The sequence below is a fragment of the Marinilactibacillus kalidii genome (genome assembly GCF_017599325.1).
GTDB lineage: Bacteria > Bacillota > Bacilli > Lactobacillales > Carnobacteriaceae_A > Marinilactibacillus > Marinilactibacillus kalidii.
Genome location: NZ_JAGFVM010000043.1, coordinates 34,352 through 58,049 on the forward strand (window position 1 = coordinate 34,352; position 23,698 = coordinate 58,049).

The 23,698-nt window shown below is 37.1% G+C and carries 27 protein-coding genes and 1 other RNA gene; 3 read left to right on the forward strand and 25 right to left on the reverse strand.

Annotation, left to right across the window (positions count from 1 at the left end):
• Positions 1-47: 47 nt before the first annotated feature.
• Genes opp4C through J5J05_RS10360 form a run of 4 tightly spaced genes read right to left on the reverse strand, consistent with a single transcriptional unit; the run spans position 48 to position 4,457 of the window.
• Positions 48-1,004 carry an oligopeptide ABC transporter permease gene (opp4C, locus tag J5J05_RS10345; protein ID WP_208560611.1) on the reverse strand — a complete coding sequence of 319 codons (957 nt, stop codon included), beginning with the start codon at positions 1,002-1,004 and terminating at the stop codon, positions 48-50.
• A gap of 12 nt (positions 1,005-1,016) precedes the next feature.
• Positions 1,017-1,967, reverse strand: a complete 951-nt coding sequence (locus J5J05_RS10350; RefSeq protein ID WP_208560612.1) for an ABC transporter permease — start codon at positions 1,965-1,967, stop codon at positions 1,017-1,019.
• A 45-nt stretch (positions 1,968-2,012) separates the two neighbouring features.
• Positions 2,013-3,197: a M20 metallopeptidase family protein gene (locus tag J5J05_RS10355; protein WP_208560613.1), complete on the reverse strand. Its 1,185-nt coding sequence runs from the start codon at positions 3,195-3,197 to the stop codon at positions 2,013-2,015.
• 36 nt (positions 3,198-3,233) lie between these two features.
• Positions 3,234-4,457 carry a M20 metallopeptidase family protein gene (locus tag J5J05_RS10360; RefSeq protein ID WP_208560614.1) on the reverse strand — a complete coding sequence of 408 codons (1,224 nt, stop codon included), beginning with the start codon at positions 4,455-4,457 and terminating at the stop codon, positions 3,234-3,236.
• Positions 4,458-5,003: 546 nt separating this feature from the next.
• Here J5J05_RS10360 and J5J05_RS10365 point away from each other — a divergent pair.
• Positions 5,004-5,363: a hypothetical protein gene (locus tag J5J05_RS10365; protein WP_208560615.1), complete on the forward strand. Its 360-nt coding sequence runs from the start codon at positions 5,004-5,006 to the stop codon at positions 5,361-5,363.
• 49 nt (positions 5,364-5,412) lie between these two features.
• Here the strand turns inward: J5J05_RS10365 and J5J05_RS10370 are convergent, their stop codons facing one another.
• Positions 5,413-6,150: an NAD-dependent protein deacylase gene (locus J5J05_RS10370; protein WP_208560616.1), complete on the reverse strand. Its 738-nt coding sequence runs from the start codon at positions 6,148-6,150 to the stop codon at positions 5,413-5,415.
• Positions 6,151-6,317: 167 nt separating this feature from the next.
• On the opposite strand from J5J05_RS10370, the gene ssrA reads away from it, so the two are divergent.
• Positions 6,318-6,686: a transfer-messenger RNA gene (gene ssrA / locus J5J05_RS10375) on the forward strand.
• Between the two features lie 214 nt (positions 6,687-6,900).
• Complete coding sequence (locus J5J05_RS10380; protein WP_208560617.1) at positions 6,901-7,713, forward strand: hypothetical protein; 813 nt, start codon at positions 6,901-6,903, stop codon at positions 7,711-7,713.
• Positions 7,714-7,786: 73 nt separating this feature from the next.
• On the opposite strand, the gene J5J05_RS10385 is transcribed toward J5J05_RS10380, so the two are convergent.
• The 20 genes from J5J05_RS10385 to J5J05_RS10480 form a co-directional block, all read right to left on the reverse strand.
• Positions 7,787-8,419, reverse strand: coding sequence for a hypothetical protein (locus tag J5J05_RS10385; RefSeq protein WP_208560618.1), 633 nt, complete (start codon positions 8,417-8,419; stop codon positions 7,787-7,789).
• 79 nt (positions 8,420-8,498) lie between these two features.
• Positions 8,499-9,200 (reverse strand): hypothetical protein, encoded by a 702-nt coding sequence (locus J5J05_RS10390; RefSeq protein ID WP_208560619.1) that lies wholly within the window; start codon positions 9,198-9,200, stop codon positions 8,499-8,501.
• A complete protein-coding gene (locus tag J5J05_RS10395; protein ID WP_208560620.1) occupies positions 9,167-9,772 on the reverse strand; it encodes a peptidoglycan recognition protein family protein in 606 nt (201 codons plus the stop codon). Before J5J05_RS10395 ends, J5J05_RS10390 begins: the two co-directional genes overlap by 34 nt.
• Position 9,773: 1 nt before the next feature.
• The gene (locus J5J05_RS10400; RefSeq protein WP_208560621.1) at positions 9,774-10,031 is read right to left on the reverse strand and encodes a phage holin family protein; all 258 of its coding nucleotides are present in this window, start codon (positions 10,029-10,031) and stop codon (positions 9,774-9,776) included.
• Positions 10,032-10,328, reverse strand: coding sequence for a hypothetical protein (locus tag J5J05_RS10405; RefSeq protein WP_208560622.1), 297 nt, complete (start codon positions 10,326-10,328; stop codon positions 10,032-10,034).
• On the reverse strand, positions 10,325-10,732 hold the full coding sequence (locus tag J5J05_RS10410) for a hypothetical protein (RefSeq protein WP_208560623.1): 408 nt from the start codon (positions 10,730-10,732) through the stop codon (positions 10,325-10,327). The genes J5J05_RS10405 and J5J05_RS10410 overlap by 4 nt, the downstream gene beginning before the upstream one ends.
• A 68-nt stretch (positions 10,733-10,800) precedes the next feature.
• Positions 10,801-11,034: a hypothetical protein gene (locus tag J5J05_RS10415; protein WP_208560624.1), complete on the reverse strand. Its 234-nt coding sequence runs from the start codon at positions 11,032-11,034 to the stop codon at positions 10,801-10,803.
• Positions 11,035-11,397: 363 nt separating this feature from the next.
• On the reverse strand, positions 11,398-11,664 hold the full coding sequence (locus J5J05_RS10420; protein ID WP_208560625.1) for a type II toxin-antitoxin system RelE family toxin: 267 nt from the start codon (positions 11,662-11,664) through the stop codon (positions 11,398-11,400).
• A 3-nt stretch (positions 11,665-11,667) separates the two neighbouring features.
• Positions 11,668-11,889, reverse strand: coding sequence for a type II toxin-antitoxin system RelB family antitoxin (gene relB, locus J5J05_RS10425; RefSeq protein ID WP_208560626.1), 222 nt, complete (start codon positions 11,887-11,889; stop codon positions 11,668-11,670).
• Between the two features lie 432 nt (positions 11,890-12,321).
• On the reverse strand, positions 12,322-12,531 hold the full coding sequence (locus J5J05_RS10430) for a hypothetical protein (protein ID WP_208560627.1): 210 nt from the start codon (positions 12,529-12,531) through the stop codon (positions 12,322-12,324).
• A gap of 149 nt (positions 12,532-12,680) precedes the next feature.
• Positions 12,681-12,872, reverse strand: coding sequence for a hypothetical protein (locus tag J5J05_RS10435; protein ID WP_208560628.1), 192 nt, complete (start codon positions 12,870-12,872; stop codon positions 12,681-12,683).
• A gap of 204 nt (positions 12,873-13,076) precedes the next feature.
• Positions 13,077-13,379, reverse strand: coding sequence for a hypothetical protein (locus J5J05_RS10440; RefSeq protein ID WP_208560629.1), 303 nt, complete (start codon positions 13,377-13,379; stop codon positions 13,077-13,079).
• Between the two features lie 408 nt (positions 13,380-13,787).
• Positions 13,788-15,062, reverse strand: a complete 1,275-nt coding sequence (locus J5J05_RS10445; RefSeq protein ID WP_208560630.1) for an N-acetylmuramoyl-L-alanine amidase — start codon at positions 15,060-15,062, stop codon at positions 13,788-13,790.
• Position 15,063: 1 nt separating this feature from the next.
• The gene (locus J5J05_RS10450; RefSeq protein ID WP_208560631.1) at positions 15,064-15,498 is read right to left on the reverse strand and encodes a phage holin family protein; all 435 of its coding nucleotides are present in this window, start codon (positions 15,496-15,498) and stop codon (positions 15,064-15,066) included.
• 135 nt (positions 15,499-15,633) lie between these two features.
• On the reverse strand, positions 15,634-15,888 hold the full coding sequence (locus J5J05_RS10455) for a hypothetical protein (protein ID WP_208560632.1): 255 nt from the start codon (positions 15,886-15,888) through the stop codon (positions 15,634-15,636).
• Positions 15,888-16,349, reverse strand: coding sequence for a DUF1617 family protein (locus J5J05_RS10460; RefSeq protein ID WP_208560633.1), 462 nt, complete (start codon positions 16,347-16,349; stop codon positions 15,888-15,890). Before J5J05_RS10460 ends, J5J05_RS10455 begins: the two co-directional genes overlap by 1 nt.
• Complete coding sequence (locus J5J05_RS10465) at positions 16,350-20,333, reverse strand: phage tail spike protein (protein WP_208560634.1); 3,984 nt, start codon at positions 20,331-20,333, stop codon at positions 16,350-16,352.
• On the reverse strand, positions 20,330-21,019 hold the full coding sequence (locus J5J05_RS10470) for a hypothetical protein (protein WP_208560635.1): 690 nt from the start codon (positions 21,017-21,019) through the stop codon (positions 20,330-20,332). Before J5J05_RS10470 ends, J5J05_RS10465 begins: the two co-directional genes overlap by 4 nt.
• Positions 21,019-23,424, reverse strand: coding sequence for a phage tail protein (locus J5J05_RS10475; RefSeq protein WP_208560636.1), 2,406 nt, complete (start codon positions 23,422-23,424; stop codon positions 21,019-21,021). The genes J5J05_RS10470 and J5J05_RS10475 overlap by 1 nt, the downstream gene beginning before the upstream one ends.
• Positions 23,414-23,677: a hypothetical protein gene (locus J5J05_RS10480; RefSeq protein WP_208560637.1), complete on the reverse strand. Its 264-nt coding sequence runs from the start codon at positions 23,675-23,677 to the stop codon at positions 23,414-23,416. Before J5J05_RS10480 ends, J5J05_RS10475 begins: the two co-directional genes overlap by 11 nt.
• Positions 23,678-23,698: the final 21 nt, after the last annotated feature.

The window sequence follows — 23,698 nt, forward strand, 5'->3', positions numbered from 1 at the left end:
CGAATCTTTTTCATGAAATCCTTTAAGTCCGTAAATAATGCTTTGTGTTAACCTTTATTTTCCCCTTCAATCGCTTCTCTCAAACCTTCACCAATGAAGTTGATCGATAATACGGCAATGAAAATCAAGATGCCGGCTGGAACCCATCTCCACGGCTCAGCTGTTAGTACACGAATCGACTGGGCTTGTGACAAGATATTTCCCCAACTCGGTCTTGGTGGATTTACACCAACACCCAAGAAACTTAGCGACGCTTCCGTCAGGATTGCAGTTGCGATCCCAAAGGTTGCATTAACAAGAATAGGTGACAATACATTCGGTAGAATATGGATAAACAAAATACCTGGTGTAGAATAACCGGTTGCTTCTGCTGCTAAAACGAAATCCTGTTCCTTCAATGTAAGGACTTGTCCTCTGACCAACCGACATAATGGCGGCCAGCTGAGTAAGCCAAGTACGATCGTTACGACCCAGATACCTGATCCAAGTAGCGAAACAAGTGTCAAGATAACCAAGAAAAATGGAAATGACATGAATGCTTCTGTAATTCTCATGATCACTGCATCAATAAAGCCACCAAAGTATCCAGAAACTAAACCAAGTACGGTTCCGATCACGACATAAATGGCCACCGAACAAATCCCAACGGTCATCGACACTTGCGTCCCATGAATCAATCGTGATAAAACATCACGACCGGTATCATCTGTCCCTAAAAAGAAATTATCATAAGGGGCTGCTCGAAAGAGTCCCACTGAACTATCTCTTGGGTAAGGTGCGATTTGCGTAGCGAATATTGCGACAAGAATCATCGTGACAAACACCGCTAGACTAACGACCGCTACTTTATTTTTAAAAAATCGTTTTGCAATTGTTTTGGCGTAGCTATCGCCATCAGTAATCACTTGCTCCGCCGCTACACCGGGGAAATTGGCACGTTCATTGGCATCCACTAAATGAAATAATGAATCTACCTGTTTATTTCTTCCTACATTTTGAGCCATGTCTTTCCCCTCCTAGTTATATTTGATACGTGGATCAACCACTGCGTACGTTATATCAACCAGTAGATTCGCCACGAGCACAACGACTGCTGAAAGCATCGTTACCGCCATCAGAATCGGGTAATCTCTCTGTTGAATCGCTGTAATGGTTAGTCGTCCTAAGCCAGGCCACTGGAAAATCTGTTCCGTAACAATCGCCCCACCAACTAATCTTGGTAAATCCGTCCCAATAATCGTAATAACTGGGATCATCGCATTTCTAAGGCCATGTTTCGTAAGAATCGTCTTAGTAGCAAGACCTTTAGCCGTTGCGGTTCTCATATAATTTTCCCCATACACTTGAATCATTGTTGAACGCATATAACGTGCCATATTGGCAATATAAAACGCAGATAAGACAACAACCGGTAAAACCAGATGCCTTAAGACTTCAAAAAATCCACCATCTCCGCCAAGTTCAGTCATACCTCCAGTAGGGAACCAGCCTAAACGAACAGCAAAGATATAAATCAATCCTAGTCCTAGGAAAAAGTTTGGAATCGAAACACCAATAAATGATCCACTTGTTAACAAATTGTCTACCCAACTACCTTGTTTTCTTGCACTAATAATACCTAATGGAATAGCGACAATATAAGAGAATAATAGCGTTGAGCCCATCAATACGACCGTTGGTACCAATCTAGAAACGAGTATAGGCAGCACTGGATAACGTGTCGAAAATGAATTTCCGAAATCTAATGTTAATGCTCTCCCCAACCACCGAACATATTGAATCGGTACTGGTTGATCCAGTCCTAAAGCTCGCTCTGTTGCTGCGATCTGTTCTGGTGTCGCGTCAGGTGTGACAAATAATTCTGCCGGATTCCCAGGTGTTAGATTGACCATCATGTATGCCGCGATCGAAATCATCAGTAATACTGGTATGGCCGTCAGCAGTCGCTTCAAGATAAATTTTTGCATATTTTTCTCCCCTTTACTTCTAACAGATACCGTTGCGCTGTTTTTCTATCCTAAGTATTCTTCAATAATGGATAAGAAAACTTCCCCCGAACGTAACAGCGAATCTTCGTGAATCTTAAATTTTGGATGATGGTGTGGATAAGGTGCATCATCTTCTGGTACCTTCGCGCCAACTCTGAAAAATGCTCCCGGCTTTTCTTTCAAGAAATAAGCAAAATCTTCTCCACCCATTGATCCACCGATCTCTTCTACTTGATCCTCGCCAAAGGTTTGTGTGAATCGTTGTTTAAGTTTTTCTACCTCTACCGGATCATTTTGAATTGACGGATAACCTCGATCATAATTCAAGTCCAGTGTTGCCTCGAACGCTTCTGCAATATGTGTACTCACTGAATGAAGTTTTTGTTCGATCAAGTCTTGAACATCGTGCTGCATCGTTCGAACGGACCCTTTGATGGTCGCTGTATCCGCGATAATGTTATAGGCTTCTCCACCTGCTTCAAAGCCTGCAATCGTCAGTACCGCTGGTTTCACCGGATCTGTTATTCGACTGACTACTTGCTGTAAGCTTGTGACGATCTGCGTACCAATGGTTAACGCATCATGCGTGTCGTGCGGCGCTGCCCCATGTCCACCTTTTCCTTGAATCGTCAATTTGAACATATCCGAATTGGCTGAACCAAAGCTGTAGTTGTAAAATACTTTCCCGACTTCTTGCAATGAATCTAAATGAATGCCAAATACATAATCAACGTCTTCTAACACACCCGCTTCTACCATCGATTTTGCACCACCCGGTAGTACTTCCTCTGCATTTTGGTGAATCAATACAACGTTCCCATGTAGCTCATCCTTATGTTTGACGATCACTTTCGCTACGCTAAGTAACGAAGCTGTATGTCCATCATGACCGCAAGCATGCATGAAACCGTCATTTTTTGATTTGAACGATACCGCTGCTTCTTCATGAATTCTCAATGCATCAAAGTCAGCACGTAAAGCAATCGTCGGCCCCGGATGTGCCCCAGTAATTTTCGCTACCAATCCGTAGCCATTACCAATATCCGTTTGAATATCTTCAATACCAAAAGAAGTTAATTTTTCTAAAATATAGTGTGCTGTTTCTTTTTCTTCAAAAGACGGTTCTGGATGTTCATGTAAATATCTTCTCCAGCTGACCGTCTCATCAAAATGTTGCTTTAATTCTTCTGCCCATGCCGTGTAAGCCATAATCCAACTCCTTCTTTTGATCGTTAATAGTCGTACCTATTGATTAGACACCGTTTCTTTTATCGTCTTCTTTTGTTTATCGACCAGATAATGATCTACGATAGACAAGAAACACTTCCCGCCCAAGAGCAAGGCCCTTTCGTCAAAATCAAATTTAGGATGATGATGCGGGTAGATGATCCCCTTCTCTTTGTTTCCTGAGTTTACGAAGAAGAAAGAACCCGGTTTTTCCTGTAAATAATAAGCAAAGTCTTCTCCGCCCATTCTTAGCGGTGTTGGTTCAACAGATGCTTCTCCAAATGTTTCAGTGAATAGCTCCGCCAGTAGTTTGGTTTCTTCTTCATGGTTATAAACTGCTGGATAGCCACGTGTATACGTCACTTCACAAGTTGCGCCGTGCGCTTCGCAAATACTTTTCGTCATAGAACTAATTTTTTCTTCTATTAAGTCTCTTAATTCAGGTGCAAAGGTTCGAACGGTTCCTTTTAAGAAAGCCGTGTCTGCAATGACGTTGTAAGCACCGTCTCCCGCTTTTAATGTAGAAAACGTGACGACCCCAGATTTCATCGGATCTTTTTGTCGACTAATGATTGACTGAAGTTGATTGACCACATAGGAGGCCACGAGTACAGAATCAACTGTTGCATCTGGGTGTGCGGCATGTCCGCCTTTCCCTTGAATCTTGATTTCAAAGAAATCGGGTGCTGCCATTGCATATCCTGAACAGTAGGTGACTTTTCCAAATTCCAGTGGTGATCTTAAATGAAGTCCGTAGACATAATCGACATCGTCCAAGACACCAGCTTCGACCATCGACTTTCCACCACCAGGTAACACTTCTTCAGCATGTTGGAAGATGAATTTAACCGTTCCCGATAAAGATTCCTGAAAATCAGCTAATACTTTTGCGACACTAAGCAAGGTTGCAGTATGACCATCATGACCACAAGCGTGCATTACGCCAGGATTCTTAGAAGCAAAAGCTAACCCTGTTGCTTCTTGGATTCTTAATGCGTCAAAGTCTGCTCTGAATCCAATTGTCGGTCCCGCTTTCTTTCCGCGAAGATAAGCGACGATTCCGCCTCCACCAACATTTTCCTGAATTTCACTATAGCCAAAAGACTTTAGCGTCTTAGCGATAAAAGCTCTTGTCTCCCATTCCTCGAAAGAAGGTTCTGGATGCTCGTGTAAATATCTTCTCCACGAAACCGTTGTTTCGTAATTGGCTGTTAACGCCGCTTCCCATTTGCTGTAAGCCATTCACTTATCTCTCCTTCTGTCTAACGAATGTTTTTAAAATGAGTGTTTACACATCTTTATAATGTTTTTCAAATTTTATCTTTAAATAATGAATAAGTCAATATGAATTGTCAGTAAATATAAAATAATTCTCTTATTTAATATAATTTATAATATTCATAGTTGATACATTAGCAATTGAAATCGATTACAATTATCTGTGTCTGTTTTGTGACTAAAATATTCATTACAAACAGCTTATTCATAAGCTTATTTTTTAATGCAATCCTTTTTAAAAAATTTCAGAATTTTTATTCTCCTATTTTTCTTAAATTAGTTTATGCATTTTATTGAATAAAACAGTCTTTTTTATTTCGGTTTTTCATTAAATAATATTGCAAAGATGTCATTGATTTTACTTTTCCTAATAGTTCTCTCATCTTTTATTCTAATTTGTTTACATTCCATGAGCCATAGCATAAACTTGTAAAGTGATTCTTATCGTTTTTAAAGACCATTCATAGTTTTTTAATTATAGAAGCTGTAGAAAATAGAGGATGTAGCACATTGAAAGACAATGAAACGTTTAAAGAGATAATCGCTTATGCGAAAACACTTGGTATGTCCACAGACGAGTACCTCATTTACCTTCACCAGAAGAACCAAGCTGTTAAAACGATTTTACTGAATGATAGTGAAGGCTTCAGACAATTTTTAAAAGAGTTTCACGATGTAATGGATGACTTAACGCTTTATGATAAAGATAGTGTAGAAGAAGTCGTTGCTATCAGAAAAGAGAAGTCGCTTCAAGCCTCCATCGATTTGTTGACCAATGTTAGTTCAGACCCAATGTTATTAGCACAAATGTATGAACATTATCAGTATGATTCAGATGAAGATACAAATACGATTATGAATAAAAAATAAAAGCGCTCTTGCCAGTAGATGATTCTCTCTACCGCAAGGCGCTTTTCGTTTAAATGGTTTCCAGTTTTGCGAGTGTCTCTCCTACTTTTCCTTCTATATAAAGGTCAACATCTAGATTTCCTGTGTCGATTTTTTCATCATTGATTACGACGACCCGTTTTCCTTGGAATTGCTGAATATAATGACGCGCCGGATTCACACTTAAAGATGTTCCCGCTATAATCATCAAATCCGATGCCCTAATCGTTTCTTTGCTTTTTTGCACTACCTCTTTATTAGGATTTTCTCCAAATAAAACCACAGAGGGTCTAACTATTCCTTGATCGATTGGACACCTCGGTATTTGATCCTGATCTTTTTTCACTTCTTCAGGTAAATACTCTCTGCCACATGCCATACAATACCAAGTACGATGATGTCCATGCAGTTCAAGCACAAACCGATGACCCGCTTTTTGATGTAAACCATCAACATTTTGCGTGATTACGCGAACGTCTTTACCCGATTGCTCCATTTCAGCAAGCATGCGGTGCGCATCATTTGGTATAGGTTCTTTTTGGTTTCTTCTAGGCCGATTGAAAAAGGCTTTTGGATGTTCTGTCAGATACTTTCTGCTCATGACTTTTTTAGGATCAAGATCTTGTTCTTCCATTTGAGTGTATCGCCCATCTTTTGAACGGTAGTCTGGCAGCCCACTTTCGGTAGATACGCCTGCGCCTCCGAAGAAAGCGATGATCCTTGCTTCTTCTATATACATCTTTAACTGTTCTATTTCATAATGCTTCATCTATTACACCTCTCTAAATTCACCTTTCATTATATCAAGTTAACGACAAAAAGGCATACAACCGGCTCTTATAAGCAAAGCAACTTTTCAATTGCGCTATTTTGTGCTATACTATGGTTAGAAATGAGGTCATTCGTACTTCATTTTGTTTAGACTTTTTCTATATCGGGGTTGTTACGGATTCGACAGGCATAGATTGAGCTCGAGTTGCGTTCTGCAGGTGACGAGACTGCATACCAACGTCACAGTTAAATATAACTGCAAACAATAATAATAACACATACGCTTTAGCTGCGTAATAGTAGCTTAGCGTGATCCGAACTGGTATCACCCACGTATCACGTTTGGGTCCTATAATTAAGTGGGATACGCTCAAGCTTTCCGTCTGGAAGCTTGAGAAGAGATAATCAGACTAGCGACACATGATGCCTGTTATGCGGCTAATGTAGAGCGAAACCTTAATAGTGTAACTATGATCGTAGATGCTTGAGTGCCAATGTGTCTGGACAGGGGTTCGACTCCCCTCAGCTCCATCAAAACATCCGTATAGGAAGAATAAAGAAGAGGAATGCCGGTAAAATGGCATTCCTCTTCTTTTTGTTTATGTTATGAGAAGGTATAAATCAATGCAAGGGGGTGTCAAAAGGGGAGTCGTTTTTTTAAATAAGTGACTCTTGATCAGATACGGAATGTAGAATTGTTTGATATAATTAAATGAAATAATAATATCAAATAGAAAAGGGAGAGTATATGGAAACAGAAATAAGTATAATTAAGGAAATTTTCTTTTTTCTTATAAGTGAAAGAATGTTTAATTTGTATGGAGCGTTTATAGGATCCTCATTAGCTTTTGCTGGGGCTTATTATATCTTCCAGAAACAGAGAAAAGAAGATAAAGAAATAGAGAATAAGAGGAATCAACCAATCCTTGTAGTCAGTCATAGCGAATTTGAAACTTCTAACTTTAAATTAGGTTATGATCTTGTAGATGCTGACATTCCTCTAAAAAACAATTCAAAATTCAGCTGCATTAAATTACCTTTCATAAATGCCGGAAAAACTCCAGTTTATGATATAAGATACTACTATGAAATAGAAAATTTAAAAGAATTAAATGATGTTTTAAATTCTAAAGCGCCTGCTAAGGCGACGTTTTTATCTAATAGTCATGAAAATGATACTTTCTCTTTTTTTTATGCTGACAAGCAAAATCTTGTTAGACCTCGTTTTTCTATTAAAAAATATTATAAGATGATATCTGTATTAATGCCTAGTGAAGTTAACGAAATTGTTATTCCAACATTTGTAGCGGCTATGTGGAATTATGAACTGTTTATATTTTCAAAACACCCTAGATACAATGATCATGAATCTTTCTCTCCAGTCATATCTCTTACAGTTATATATAGAGATTACAAAAATATAGAAAGAGAGTTAAAATATGATCTAACGATTCAAAACAAACATGCTGCTAACTCAGTGTACGGTTACTTTGTCGATTTCGAAATTGTGACAACAAAAATACATGATATTGAATTAAAAAAAAAGCCCTCATCCAACTAAGGACGAGGGCTTTTTAATGTTTCAAGCGATATCTTCGGTTGCTCATTCAAAATGTACTTTGGAAAAATACACTTTATTGAATCTTGAAATAATGGTATAAAAACGACATCAAGTCTCTTTTTTCTTTTAAATATTTAACTTGCAGGTTCCCATGTAAGTAATCGCCTGTAAAATCATATTCGATAATTTTTCCCTTAACCCTGAATCTTGCTCTAATAAACGGCATAGTTTCTGATGGATATACTTGTACTGCAAAATATTCTCCAGGTAAGATATCCTGAAATTTTTTTTTGATTCTTGTTTTTTTAAACCTAACTTTGGATATACGAGATAAAATAGATACTACCTTTGAAGGTTCACCTCTATATTTTTCAGGAATTACTTTTTCATAAATTCTGATTGCTAATGGTTCCTTATATTCTAAATTATACATTTTAAACTTTAAAAATGGGGCGTCAACTGCTCCCAATAACACTATATAGTTATCATTACTACATTTATAGTAATCTTTAACTGGATGGTCATAATATGATTCTACTTCGATATCAGATCTTTGAATTTCAACTACTTCAATATTACTATATTGAGATTTGTCGTATATAAAGACAATTATCTTTGCAATGGATATAAAAATAGATATGAGACCAATAATAACTAATATATTTTCTAAAGATTGAAAAAAATTTAATTTTGTATTTATTATCATCTTAAAACCTCTTTATATAATTCATTTAATTCCTATTAGTATTCTAACATATGTAAAGTGCCATAAAAGGCACTTATTTCTATTTCAATAATTGATTAATTCTTTTTTGCACTTCATCAGGATTATAACCGGCTGCACGTAATTTCTGAGCACGTCCAGGATTAACACCCCAGCTATGCTTCTCGAAAGCAATTTCACGCGCTACCGCATCTACTGATCTGTTTTTCGTAGTCGGTACAGAACCGTTACCTAAATCAGTTAATCGAGCGAACCCGATATAGACTCCGTTGTTATTGATCAAACGAACTGAGTTTCTCCAGTTATTGTTGATTGATTCAACTTTGGCGGTTAACTGTGCGTTCTTGACTGGACTTACTGCGTTACCTTGCGCATACAACTTACCTCCCGGAATCGTAACAGTCTGCCCTTTACTTACAGTACCGCTTGGTTTAACCACTTCCGTACTGGGTGCTTTCGCGCCGTCTCGGATAATGCCAAGGAGTTGTAAGTTCTGTGCTGCTGTACCCTTATAACCTTTGATACCATACTTAGCAGCTAACTTCGCACGGTTGTCATAGGTACCGTCTTCTCCAATTGATTCCAAATATTTCTGGATAGAGTTACCATGATAAGCAACGTCTTTCTTCTCTTCTGGAGTCGCTTTATTGCCTTTTGAAGGTAGCGTGATGATTTGGCCAATCTTCAACTCTTTAGGATTGACTCCTGGATTCGCATGTTCTAAATCGACTACCTCAAAGTCTTTACCCTTCGCAATGCCCAAAACGTATCGCCCTCTTGAATCGTGTATTTACCACCTTCAATTGGTTTAACTGGAGTTGGGTTCGCAATCGCTGCTTCAAGAATTTGTTTGTAGTTGAATACACAACAAGCTTTCCATGAATAACCTGGGAACTCATGGTGTGACTTAACCGTCTTCACTTGTTTTTGATCTTTTTTGATGCGATCCACTAACAATCTTAGTGATACTTTCTGAGCTTCGGTCACTTTATCTGTTCTAAAGTCACCAGATAGCACGATACCAATCGCTTGATTGTTTGAATTACCTACGTGATAAGTTCTCCAGTTGATTGGGTTACAGAATTTAATCGTTCCGTCTGGTTCGATAACGTACGAATAACCAATACCTGGCCAACCTAGTGTATTTACATGGTAACGAGAATACCCGAGCGCATTTGAGCCAGATTGACCGATTTTGGTCAATGAATGATGAATTGCAATCATTGTCTTTCCCGACATTGGTAATACTGGAAACCGCTTCGTTGGATGTTTCGCTACTTGGTTTCGATAGTCAACAAATTTCGGTAGATCTGTATAGAGTCCGTATACTGTCATTTTATTTTCCACCTTTCGAATATTGCTTTGCTAATTGATCGCCTAGTACGGCTGCTCCCGTAACGAGAATACCCTGTATAATATTAGCTGCTGTAAATCCTCCGATTAATAGTGGTGTCAAAATCAAACTGATAAATAACAAGATAAAAGGAATCGTCCAATCCGGTAATTGTTTAGAATCCTTCATAAACATCCCCAACACATATAATGTGGGCACCATGATAAACCCTTCTTCAAAAATATATTTCATAATCTCCATCTATTCTTCCTCCATACTCTTTTTTAATTGATCTAATTCATTTCTTGTATCCGCAAGTTGTCTTTCTGCTTCGTCTAATTGATTGCGTAAATCTCGTTTGTCTCCTTCAAGTTCTTCAATACTCGTTCTTAGCGTCCTAACTATGGCATCCAATCGCTCGATTTCTTTATATAGCCTATCTAGCATCTTGATTTCGTTCTCTTCCTTGGAAGTCCTACGAGTAAAATAGACTGATATAATCGTTCCGACTATACCGCTTGAAAAGGCTACTAATAATATTTGATAGATTTGATTCACTCCCTGTAGTCCCCTTTAAACGATACGACTAAACAAATGACCAATGCCAACGCATTAAAACCATACGTTGCATGTGGATAGCCTGTCCCGAATGAGAATGTTAGAGCCAATACAAAAAGGCCACTCCACATTCCTGTGAGGGCCCATATACCTATTTTTCTGGCTAGCGTGTTATTGAAGAGGATACCTATCATTTTCAATGTACTAAAAGCAACTAAACTATAAGCTAGTATGTCGACTGAGACGATTCTCTGTAGATACGGTTCGATTCGACTCAACAAGTAGGTGCCGTTTAAGATATTAAATATACCGTACCCGATGCTAAAAATTGAGATGATGTATCCCCACACGTTGGTAGGCTTGCGACAGCGTAATTCTTCAATGTCTTCTTTGAGTTTATTCATTCGATTCTTCTTTCTGATTTTCTGTAAAGAAAAAGAGCAGCCGCTGTTGGCTACTCTTGAATGTTGTATTATACTTGATCCATTAATTCTGCTGTATATACAATTAAGAGGGTCAGTCCAATATCGTGAATCAATCCTTCATACCCATCATTGTCGTAAAAATTCCATATATATTTGAGTGAACTGTTAATTTCTTTACGCCCCTCTTGGTCTATGTGACTTAACATCATTCGGCTGTATTTTCCACATTGTTCTTCTTCTAACCAATCAATGACGTCTCCATGTTCGATATGCTGTTCCACTTCATCAATCGAGTAGAATATCCTGATCTATCATGATGGATACTTGTTGTATAAAACTAATAAAGGGTGCTGGCCGTACAATCGTTAATCCCTCCTAATTATTTTAATAAAAAGTTATCACATTCTAATAATTAAAGGAAGTATAACACTATTTATATTCCACTTTTTTAAATAAACTAACCTTACTGACTACTCTTTTTAAATATATTTTTCAATTCTTTTATTCCTACTATCAACTCTTTTCGAGCCTCTATATGAAATACACGAACACAGTACCCTGAAGGAATATCTTCAGCTCCGTCAAAACATCCGTATAGGAAGAATAAAGAAGAGGAATGCCAGTATAAAGGCATTCCTCTTCTTTTATCTATAGATATCTTTTCTGTGACCAATTTTTAAAATCAAGATAGTTATTTCTTCATTAGATATGTCCGTTAATATTCGGTAATCACCAACTCTATATCTCCAAATCCCACTCTTATCAGCTGTTAATCCTTTACCATGTTGGAAAGGATTTTCGCAGTCAACTAGATTTTTTTCTATCCAATTGATAATTATTTTCGCTTGAAATTTATCCATTTTTTTTAAAGCTTTTTGAGCTTCTTTTTCATATCTTACCTTAAATGTCATAAATCAAAAACCAAGCTCTTTCAACATTTGCTCGTGGGATATGCTTTCGTCTTTCTTATTATGCTCTTCCATGAGTTTATGATAAGTATTATAATCTATACGATCCTCAGCAGCATTTAGTGCTTGTTGACGAACAAAATCGGATAAGGAAACATTTTCAAATTGAGCAATCTTTTCTAAATAGTTTTTCTCTTCTTCTGAAACTCGAAAAGTAATCGTAGACACGCTTAACCCCTCCTTGATACATTTATTCTATCTCATAAATATTGTAATACATTTGTAAGACGCCTGCAAGTGTAAATAGCTATTGTATTTTCTAATTTAGTCAGCTCTACAGTACTTAAAATTGGATAGGTTACACTCTCTATATATTTGATTTTTTTAGTAAAAATTGATTAAAGTCAAATATAAGTTAGTTCTATAGACAATAAAAAAGACCCCCACCGACGTGAGGGCCAAACATATATCCTGATTATTTTCCAAATCGGAATACATGCAGTTTATTATATTAAGAACAAATATTCAGTTTTTTTATTTAAACTGGTCGATTTCGACCAGTTTGGATTAGGCTTTTCTATTAACGATACTCTTAACTTGATCATATTGCGAACCAGTTAGTCCAAAGTGCAGTTGTCTATTGCTGTGACCGGTAGGAACTTAATTACCTTTTGAATCGATTCCTCTAAGGATTTGATCAGCGATAGCATTCGTATTTAATGAACTAGTCTTCGAAACCACACCTAAATCAGATAGTCTAGCGAATCCTACATAAGGACCGTTGCTGTTGATCAATCTAACCGATAGTAAGTGACCTATGAAGAACTTAAGATAGAAAATAAAAATTGGCTGGTCTAAGTCCAGTAGCATACCGACCTCAGACCAACCAAAGGGCTGTATAATAGTAATCTTTAATTTTAAGGAACCATTAGATTTTTAGAGCTAAACTAAATGTGATCTCTTTTTGATCTCATTAGTTCAGCGATGATAGCGACTGTTATTAAATATCCTTTAGAGGGTTATAGGAATCTAATACTCATATCATTACTTTGATTCTGGTCTAATAAATGTATGGGTATCTCAACCTCTATATTGTGCATCATATTGGCTTGAAAATAAGCTTTCAATCCTTTAGTGTTTCCACCTATCAGTTCAAGTAATCCTTCTCTAGACATATATAACTTGACTATGATTTCGTTGGTCTCTCTCATATTAGTCCACTCCTATAAATATAATTAAATAAAAGTATACCATTCTTTGTGATGGAAAACACAATGACGTTATGATTTTTCAAAAAGAAGTCAACGTTTTGTCACTCGTTTTTAATTCTTTTAATTTTAAAAAAATGGTTACCCCTTAGTGTATTAATCCTCAGAAGTTAAAATAGATTATCAAGCTTTGTTGAGGTATGCACACTACTGGCTACTCTTTTTAAAAATACTTTTCAATTCTTCTACTCCAACATTTAATTCTTTCTCAACCTCTATGTGGAACACCTTAATACAGTAACCTGCCGGTATTTCCTCAAAATCTTCAACTCGGACCATACGATGTTTCAAATCCTTAAATCTTTCTTGTGGAGATTCTAACATAAATTGATCTCCTCGTTTAATTTCATATTGCTTGCTGTCATACTCTCCTATAACAGAGACCTTTATACTCGAAACATTGTCAGCGCCATCCTTAATGATTCTAGCGTTAGTTACTGTTTGAACCACTTTAAAGCCTCCCTTACCTAACTTAATCTATTGAGTTATATTAACCATACTACAAAAGGATACATATAGAGGTATGTAACACTTATAAAAGATTTGACGATTAGTTACTCTTTTTTACTTCCATCTTCATTCGACAAATTCAAGAAAATCTACAGATTCTTTAATAGCTACCTAACATAACTCACTCTGAGAATATAAATGACTCTTCCACGCAAATCGAATCACAGAAGAATGTTTCTGTGAATCATAACCATCTATCAGATCAAAATCTAGTGTATAGGATACTATTTTTATGTAAAACAACTCCTAATAAAGTAGCAGAATTATTTGATTTCTAGTATCTACTTTATTAGGAACTATCTGATTGCTGAAGTGTTAAATGTAACTTTGATATTGATTGTCTTAAGTTTACTTCAGTAATTGATTGATATTTTTTTGTACTTCATTCGGGTCGTATCCTGCCTTTCGTAATTTTTCAGCTCGTTCAGGATTATTTCCCCAGTTATGTTTTCCAAATGCAATTTCACGCGCCACTGCTAACGTTGATTGATTGGTCGTTGCTGATATCGATCCGTATTCTAAGTCAGTCAATTGAACAAATCCTACATATACACCGTTCTCATTAATCAACCTTACTGAGTTTCTCCAATTAGTATTAATTGAATCAACCTTAGCCGTTAACTGTTCATTCTTAACTGGCTTCGTCGCGTTACCTTGTGCGTACAACTTACCAGCTGGGACAATGATTGCCTGACCCTTGTTGATCGTATTATTTTCCTTGATAACAACTGTACTCGGCGCTTTCGCTCCATCTCGAATAATGCTGAGTAGCTGTAAGTTCTGTTCTGCGTTACCCTTATAATCTTTGATACCATACTTGTCAGCAAGTCGTACACGATTATCATAAGAGCCCTCTTCTCCAATTGATTCCAAATATTTCTGGATAGAGTTACCATGATAAGAAACACTTTGTTTTTCTTCCGAAGTAGCTTTATTCACATCAGATGGCAACGTAATGATTTGACCGATTTTCAGTCCTTTTGGATCAACACCTGGATTCGCATGTTCTAAATCGACAACTTCAAAATCTTTACCTTTTGCAATTCCCCAGAATGTATCCCCTTCTTGAATGATATACTTTCCACCATTCGTTGCTTTAATGGGTTCTGGATTCGCAATCGCCGCTTCAAGTATTTGTTTATAGTTGAAAACACAACAAGCTTTCCAAGAATATCCCGGAAATTCGTGATGTGATTTTACAGTCTGCACTTGTTTCTGGTCTTTCTTGATGCGATCTACTAGTAACCTTAATGATGATTTTTGTGCTTCAGTCACTTTATCTGTTCTAAAGTCACCTGTTAGTACAATACCAATTGCCTGATTGTTAGCATTTCCAACATGGTAAGTTCTCCAGTTGATTGGGTTGCAGAATTTGATGACTCCGTCTGGCTCTATAACGTATGAATAACCAATACCTGGCCATCCTAAAGTATTCACATGATAGCTCGAATACCCCCGAGCATTAGATCCCGATAAACCAATTCTAGTTAATGAATGGTGGATGGCAATCACTGTCTTGCTTGAGACAGAAAGAATCGGAAAACTTTTAATAGGGTGCTTCACTACTTTGTCTCTGTAGTCGACAAATTTTGGTAAATCTAAATACAGTCCGTATACTGTCATGTTATTTCTCCTCCTTTTTTTGTTCTTTCTCTTCGATTTTTAAAACATCTGCATCTATATGAATACTTTTCTCTGTAGTCTTTTTCAATTTTATTAATGAGCTACTCACTACCTCCGGAAGTGGTAAACCAAGTTGTCCCCAGTTCTCCGTTAAACTAATCAAATAAGTAATGATCATCCAGAGTGTAAATCCTTGGGCATATATAGCAAACCCAAACAGGGGTAAATAAACATTCAGCACGAATATCAATAGTACGACTAAAGCGTGTTTTGCGATCCCGAATAGACTGACTGTTGAGCTGGTCTCTCCTTTTTTAAATGATTTTAAAATTCCGGTGAGGATATCAAAAAACACACACCAGAATAGCGCATGTATGAGTCCACTTTTATAAATTTGTATGATTTGTCCTGTAATTTCTGAATATTCTATTATCATTTCTTCCTCTTTTCTGTAGTTTTTTATAGAAAAAGAGCAGTCCAGTTGGACTACTCTCTTCAATAAAATAGATAATTATTCTTCTTAAACAGTTATTCTGTCTACTGCTTTGAGAATTGGATTATTACGTCTAGTTTATTCTACTTCACTTTTAGAGAATGAAGCGTTATCAGGAACGACTTCTTCTGTATCCGTGAACCATCTGGTCATTTCACTTTTACCAGCCTGTACAATTTCTTTTCTAGTCATATCATCAAGATCATTATCTTTTAAGATAACGCGAGTGTTTAGGTTACCCACTTCCATCTCACGACCTTGGAAACCGACCTCAATTGAAGTAGTCACACCATTTTCAATTTTATACTCAATACTCGTTACTGTAATGTCCATTATGCAGTCTCCTCTTCATTATTGTTTTCAAATACTTCTTCTAATTGATCCATCAACGTGTCGAAAGCAATATCACTGAACTGTTTCCCTTTTTCTGTCGTGAACTCGTCCTCGTTTAGCTTATCGTAAAAAGCTTTTAGTTTAGTGTCGTAAGTTAATACATCTAGCTTTAACTCTTCGTCTAGTAATTCCTGAATCTTATCTGTTCCTTCCTTTTCATTTTTTCCTTCTTTGGCTAACCATCCGCCTTTCTCATCTTTCACAATACTGCCTTGTTCATCCACTTCAAAGTACTCTTCGCGGATCTCTTTCAAATTATCTTGGTATTCTTTATCTGCTTCAATCAAAGATTTTTGAAGCTTCCCTTTCCCACGTCTAGCTTTGCCTTGTTCAATAATTGTCGCATCTAGCGTGTTAAAGATACTTTGAATTTGATTATTCTGAAATGTTAATGTTTTCATCTATACTACTCCTTTGAGTTCCTTGATTTGTTGTTCTAAGTCCGTTACTTTGGCTTCTAATTGGTAAATTTTCGAATCGTAATTGAATATTTTGTTTTCTATATTCTTTTCAAATTCTTCTTGGAGATTACTTAGTTCTTGGATAGCTTTCGTGTTGTAACTTAGCAACCGATAAGTGTCGATACTTTCTCCATCCTTAGAAGCAACAATCAAACTATCCTCTGCTATCAATCCAATTTGACGGTTATCCACACCAATTTCCAGATCACTTTTTAAATTATATTCAACAATTGTTAAAGTATTTAAAATATCTAACGCATTTTGAGATGTTTCTTCAATTTGCGTCTTCAATTTCCGACTAGAAGAATTCAAAAAAGTTGATGCTCTAATGTTATAAAAATTTTTCATGTTTTGATCTGATATGGATACAATACCTGTCCCATTTGGCTTCAAGTAGATGTTTCTAGCGCGGCCATCTCCAGGTACTTCTATTCTATCTGCTACCATCTTTAACCAATTACCCGAAGAATGATGGGATTCATAACTATAAGCTTTCATGTCTGCAAAAGCTTCACCATATGCCCGCACTTCAAAGCGACCTCCAGGGTGAACTTGTACAGACATCTTATCACCTACTGCTTCTAACCGTTGTTGACGTCCGCTTGTTCCTCCTTCAGAAAATTGTAAATACTGATAAGAACCAACACCACCGCCTTCTAATCGAAGCATAGAGTTATTGTTAGTACCAGAATTAGATGTGTACGGTTTGCTAATCAATCCCTCTTCGTGATACAACAGATTCCGACCTTGGGTTCCATTGTTAAAAGAAATACGACCTTGAACTAGTGTTAATTTATTCTGAGTTAAAGGGTCTCGAAGTTCAATACTACTGTTGTTCAAATTGATGCCCATATTTCCACCACGTAATGTACCCGATGTAATACTTTCTGCATCCATATTGATAACGGAAATTTTTCCAGCATCAAGGCGTCCTGTATTTATTTTATCCGCTGAAATATTTGAAATTGCTGCATCTGGGATAAAGGCTTTACCTGTTATATTAACTGTATTAGCATCTAAAATAAGTTGATTACTTTCAATCAATGTTTTTTTTGCTTCTATATTTATTTGAGAAATCATATCCCCTTTAGTAACTCGAAGATTTATCTGATCTTTCAGAACCGAGATTTGGGAACCCACGTACTCTCTATCAGCGATTTGTACCCAAGCCAACCAAGTTGAACCACTTGAATTTCCTTTACGTTGAAAAGTCCCATCCGATGAATGAAAAGTTTGAACGATTACTCCACCTGAATAACCGTCCCATGGAACGACTGTCGTTAATTGCCCAAAGGTTGATGAACCTGGGACCCCAATAACTGATCGAAGCTTAAACTCTTCAACAGTTTGTTTAGGTTTATTCGCAAAGTACCACTTCGGAAGTTGATTATCGTTGCGAGTATCTGCAATCGTTTTATCATCCAAGATAGCTTTAGTCACATCACTGGAAGAAACTTTTAAACTAATAGCATTATTTAATTGAGTAAACTGAGAAGTTAACCCACTTGGACCTGAAACTGTATTTTGTAAACCTTCTACCGTTTGTTCAGTTTTGGTTAACCTACCAGTTTTCTCATCAATTAGGGATTTGGTAAATCTATCTAAAGTTTGTTCTTGATTGCTAACTCTTCCGTTAAGGTCTGAAACAGTAGACTTTATATTTTCTGCTGTTTGTTTGATCTCTGACTCCACAAATGATGCTGTAGCCATATCTTCTGGGGCAGCTGACCAGTCAAAAGAGGTTTTAGTTCCTTTTACTACTTTTACCCACTCAACTTCCATTGTTGCGCTGTTATTAGGAAATTGAAAAAGCTGTAGCATCGTCGTAGACTGGCTTGTTCGTAATACACCACGCCAAACATCCGTTTTGGTATCATAAACTAAAGAACCTAATGTAAATGTACCGCCGTTTGCGTAAGCACCTATATGACTCTTCGTAGTAGAAGCTGAAGCTTTCATAATCATATAGTAATCTACACCAGCTTCCCAAGGCGTTGACATGATATATTGAGCGAAATTATACTGATTAGTCTTTTTCTTTTCTCCAGACTTTAATACTAAGTTTCTTTCACCAATTTCCAAGTTGCCAATGGCACCATTAACTTCAGCCATACTAACCTTAGACTTTACCATATCTGCCTGTATAATCAGTTCAGAATCTAATTTCGTGACTCTTCCTGATAAAGCATTGACAGAAGTCTGATCAGCTTTCAGTTTCAAGCCTTGCGCATTAATCGATATGTCTAGATCATGCTGCTTTACTTTTCCAGTCATCGTGTTCAAATCTGTTTGACTAGCTTTGAGTGCTACTGTTCCTGTTAATTCATCAATATCATATTTAATCGAGCTGATATTACTTTCTATATTTGTTAAAGCTGATAAACTTTGTTTAGCAGCTGTGAAGGCATCTGTAGCTGTTGTTTGAAACTTTTGTACATTTGCTTGTGTCTTTTGCGAGATAGCATTTAAATCACTAATCGTATCATCTAAAGAAGTAAAAGTACTCCCAATCGTTGTATTGAGGTCTACTAATGAAGTGTCAATATCATTTTTGTATTCCTCTAAACCATTTTGAGTTTCTTCTACTTCTTTTTTAACTGAATCTAAATTTTCCGTATCACTAACTAAAGTCCAGTAAGTTTCACCGTTGACTTCCGTATAACGATACATTTGTTTGCGCTCTCCAAATTCTCTAAAGTACAAATCACCTACACTAGCATCTAACGCTAGTTGTTTGGGATCTTCGGAGCCAAAGAAGTTTCGATTACGCCCGTTAGCCGCTAAACTAGCAATGACTGCTGTCCTTTCGGCTTCTTCTACGCGTTGTCTTAAATCGTTGACGTTTGGTTCGCTTGTTGTAAAGTCATATACATGATTACCTAGTGTTGTCTTCGTATATTGATTTTCTTTCAACAAACTAAATTCGAACGCTATCAGTCTACTGGTTATATTGAAGTGATGATCGTGGGCTGAAACAGTAACCGTGTCACCTGCCCTTACTTCTTGTAGATCAGCAAAATGTTGGTACTGCTCAGTGTTGTGCAAAGCTACGAAATCAACTTCAATAACTGTCTCCGGTTCATCAATATGGCGATTTTTGAATTCAGCTTTCGCTGCTTCTCTGAGCATATTGTAAGCTTGCTCGATTGGAACGGCATCTTTATCCTCTTTAAGTTCTCCATCAGCAGCTTTAATATCTTGGTAGGAGACTTCTGCAATAATCGGATGGTCCGGATCTATTCTCGGACTATCGACATATCGTTCTGGCAGCATTAATCCACCAGCACCAACAGGTTGAATCCTTGTGACGATTGTTGAGACATCAATCGTGGCATTGTAGCCTAATAAATCTTTTTTGTGCTCGATTTTGACGCCTCTGTCCACCCCCATCCGTTTAAGCATTTCGATTCTAAAGTTATTTCTAACTAACTCTCCTCCCCAACGGCTAAGAAAAGTATGATCTTTTCCATCGTCTAGAAGTGCTTCAATAGGATTGACACGCGCAAATTCTGTGGAAGCGATTGTATCGATATTAGAGCTTGCAATAAATTTGTGAGTATACTGTGTTTTGCTCAGTAATTGTTGAATGGCTGTATTTCCTGCTTGATTAACAATCTTTGTATCTTCAATCCAATTGTCCAAAAGATCATAAAAGATATGTCGCGCTTCTACATGGATAGAATCCAATGTTTTTTCTATACGATAGATCCGAAACAATTGTCTTTCCGTAAACGGGACTGGCGCTTGTACGATGTTTCTTTCTTTGATATGTTCAGCAAGTTCCGTCAATGCCGGTATTTCAAAAGAAATTTTGAATTGATCATTCAATTCCCAAATACCTTGTTGATTAAAAATGAGATTATCTAACAGACCCAATCCATTTTTTTGAAAGTCAGTTTCGTTTTTATCATGCAGTGTGATCAACGCCAACACCACCTTTTGCTTACTTCAATTTTTGTCGTTTGGCCATCGATTGAAATTTTATTTTCTCCACTTTTCAATACTGGATATCGACCTTGCATATCGTTATCTTTACTGCTCATTAATTTATGCGCTTTTTTGATCATTCCATCTACAACGACATACTCTTTGACATCTTTGAAAATCATTTGATTGTCATTCAAGAGTACTCGACAGGTTCCTTCTCCATATACTTTTATACTCGTCTCTGCGTCTACTTTCGAGGGATTATCAATAATCGCTTCGCTCGTAACTTCTTCGATACCGGCATCTTCATATTCAAATGGATCCGTGATAATTTCCAGTTCAAAGTCGCACCATTCTTTTATATCATTATTTGCTGCATTAACAGTAAGAACGGATTGTGTGATGTTTCTATACATCTCAGTATCCGACAAACGAACCTTTTTCTTCCCAATTAACCAGTTATTCATTTCTCGAAAAGTTGCTCTTACATCATCATCAATAAAGTTAAAGTGTAAGGTTAGTGGAACATTATCATAACCGTCAAATACAGTTAAGTTTCCATTTCTACCAGGAACTTCATAAACGAGATAACGCTCTTTCGCAACTGTCAGTTCAGGACGTTCCGCAAGTGTAATATTAAACTTTTTATTGATACTTTCTTCGTCAAATAATACTTCTAACATTATCTACGCCCCTTTGACTGCATTTTGTCTTTATATTTTTTACCAAATTCTCTATCCAATGGGTCTCGCATCACTTTAGCAATCGTATAGCCATCTACTTGGATATTGATTTCTTGCGATTGATTTTTTAGTTCTTGTATTGTTGCTAAAAGATTACCCATAATCGCTTCTAGCCCATTGCTTTGTGTTTTTCCTGCATCATCTTGGGTGCCCACCATTGAAGGTGTCAAGATTTGATTTCGAGCAATATCTGGTGAGAATCTCAGTCCAGCTGCAGCATAGTCTAATGATTTCTGCATCTCATCTGCATCCTGATCGATCCCAACCGCGATACCTTGAGGAATAAATTTACCGACTTCATCACGGAAGACTCTTGAAGGAGAATGAATGCCAAAGAATCCTAAGACATTGTCTTTAAAACTACCTAATAAAGATTTTGCAGTATTCCAGAGTGCTCCACCAGCGTTTTTAAGTCCTCTACCAATACCGTCTATAATATTCTTTCCTACAGAAAGCCAATCAACGGCTTTGAACACTCTTGTAATCCCGTTCCAAACAGCGGGTAGTAGTGCCAATAAAGCTGGAATGGCTTGGATGATACCTGTTCCTAATCTGCCTAATAGTTCTATCCCTTTTTGAAGGATACTGGGGAGGTTTGCAGCGATTGCTTGAATCAGTGATACAAATACTGTAGCAATCATACCGGGGATCATAGGTAAGAGTGCAATTGCACCATCAATCAAAGCACCCAGTATTCTAGTCCCTCCTTCAATGATTTTCGGAAGATTAGAGAAAATCGCATTTACCAATACTGAAAATAATGTTAATGCTAATGGAATCAATTGCGGTAATGCCTGAACGATTCCATTAATCAAAGATACAAGAATACTGATTCCTTTTTCGATGATTATTGGTAAATTTTCTTGAATCACCTGAGATAGTGTGGTGATTACTTGGGTAATCGTATCAACGATCAAACCCATATTAGAAAAAATACCATTTATCAAACCTTGGAGTAATGAGAGACCGGCTTCAAGTAGCATCGGTAATGCTAGAATAATACCTTGTAGTAACGCCCCCACTATCGGAATCATGGCTTCCATAATTCTTGGTAGACTTGCGGCCACGCCTTCAAGTAGCATACTGATTATGTCCATTCCACCTTGTAAGAGTAACGGTAGGTTGACGGCGATTGCCTCAAGCAAACTGACAAGTAAATTTGTTCCTAAAAGCATAAACTGTGGAAGCATTTCCTCTGCACCAGTAATCAATTGTTGTATGATTTGAGGCCCTTTTTCCGTAACAAGTACTAATAATTGATCTAAAGTTTCACCATACGTCGCTTGGAGTAGACCCAATCCCAAAATAATACCTGCCAAAAGGACTCCTGGGCCTATCAAGCTCAGCGCTACTCCCATGACACTCATCAATCCTTGGATTGTTTGCCCTACTACTCCAGAAACAACTGAGGTTCCTTGAGACAATATTGTCTGTGCGCCCGTTCCGATTTTTTCAAAAGAAGGTAATAGACCTTTTAGTTTTTCAGAAGATTTACCAATCATTCCAAAAAAGCCTTCTCCGTTTATACTTCCTAACTTTGATTGAAAAGTAGTTATACCTGTTGAAATTGATTCAAGTGGTCCACTCATCTTCTCTTTTAAAGAAGTTCCAAATTCTTGAAATCGGCCTTTAGCGTTGTCAAGCACTCCTGTTATTCCTTGAACGGGTCCACTCATTTTTTCTTTTATAGACGTTCCGAATTCTTGAAACCGAGCTTTAGTGCTATCAAGCACTGCTGTGATCCGTTTCTTTGCTGATTCTGGGATTAAGCCGGCGAAGATTTCTCCACTACCTTGCGTTATATTTTTCAATCCCCCAGTGAGCTTTTTAAATTCATTGATCGAACCCGTTGTTAACCCAGCGATACTTTTAGAAGCCTTATCGGAAAAGGTCTTAAAATCATTGGGTATATCAGAAAGTTTGTTGCTTAAGTTCGCTGAACCTTGTACTACTTTTTCAAAAAAGCTAGATATACCTGAAGTTTTTTCAGCCAATGCTCCAATGGTATTGCCGAATTCACTAATTTTACCCATATGTTGTGTCAAGGTATTTATCGTACTGCTTGCTTCGCTTGATTCTGAATTGATTGAAGACACGAAGGCCTCAAATCCTTCTCCAGCTGCCGAGCTGTTGATCAAGGCTTCTGAAAAAGCTAACACTGAATTCACTGTTTCTCCACTAAGTGCGTTGCTAAAATTTGTAGCTGCTTTTCCTATATTACTTAAGCTTTTAGAAATGGTATTGTCTGCTTCAACGAATGCCTTTTTCATTTTTTCGGTAGATTTAGAAGCAGATTGTTCATCTGCTCCTAACTTATCCAGCCATCCTAATATATTAACTGCCAAAATGTTCACCTCCATCTATTTTTTTTAGTTTTTCTAAAGCTCTATTTTTTGCTAATTGAGCTTCACTTTCCAGTTGTTCTTTTGTTTTAGATTTTTCAATTGATTTTGCCATAATTTGTTCCTTGAATTCTTCAAAGTTACCTTCCCTTAGGGGATTACTCATCCAAATTTCCAATAATTCATCATTATTTGTATTTTCAACCAAATCGACTATGAAAGATGGAAGCTCTTTAAATCTTAAAGAATGTAACAAGTAGCCGACATCGTTGTACCT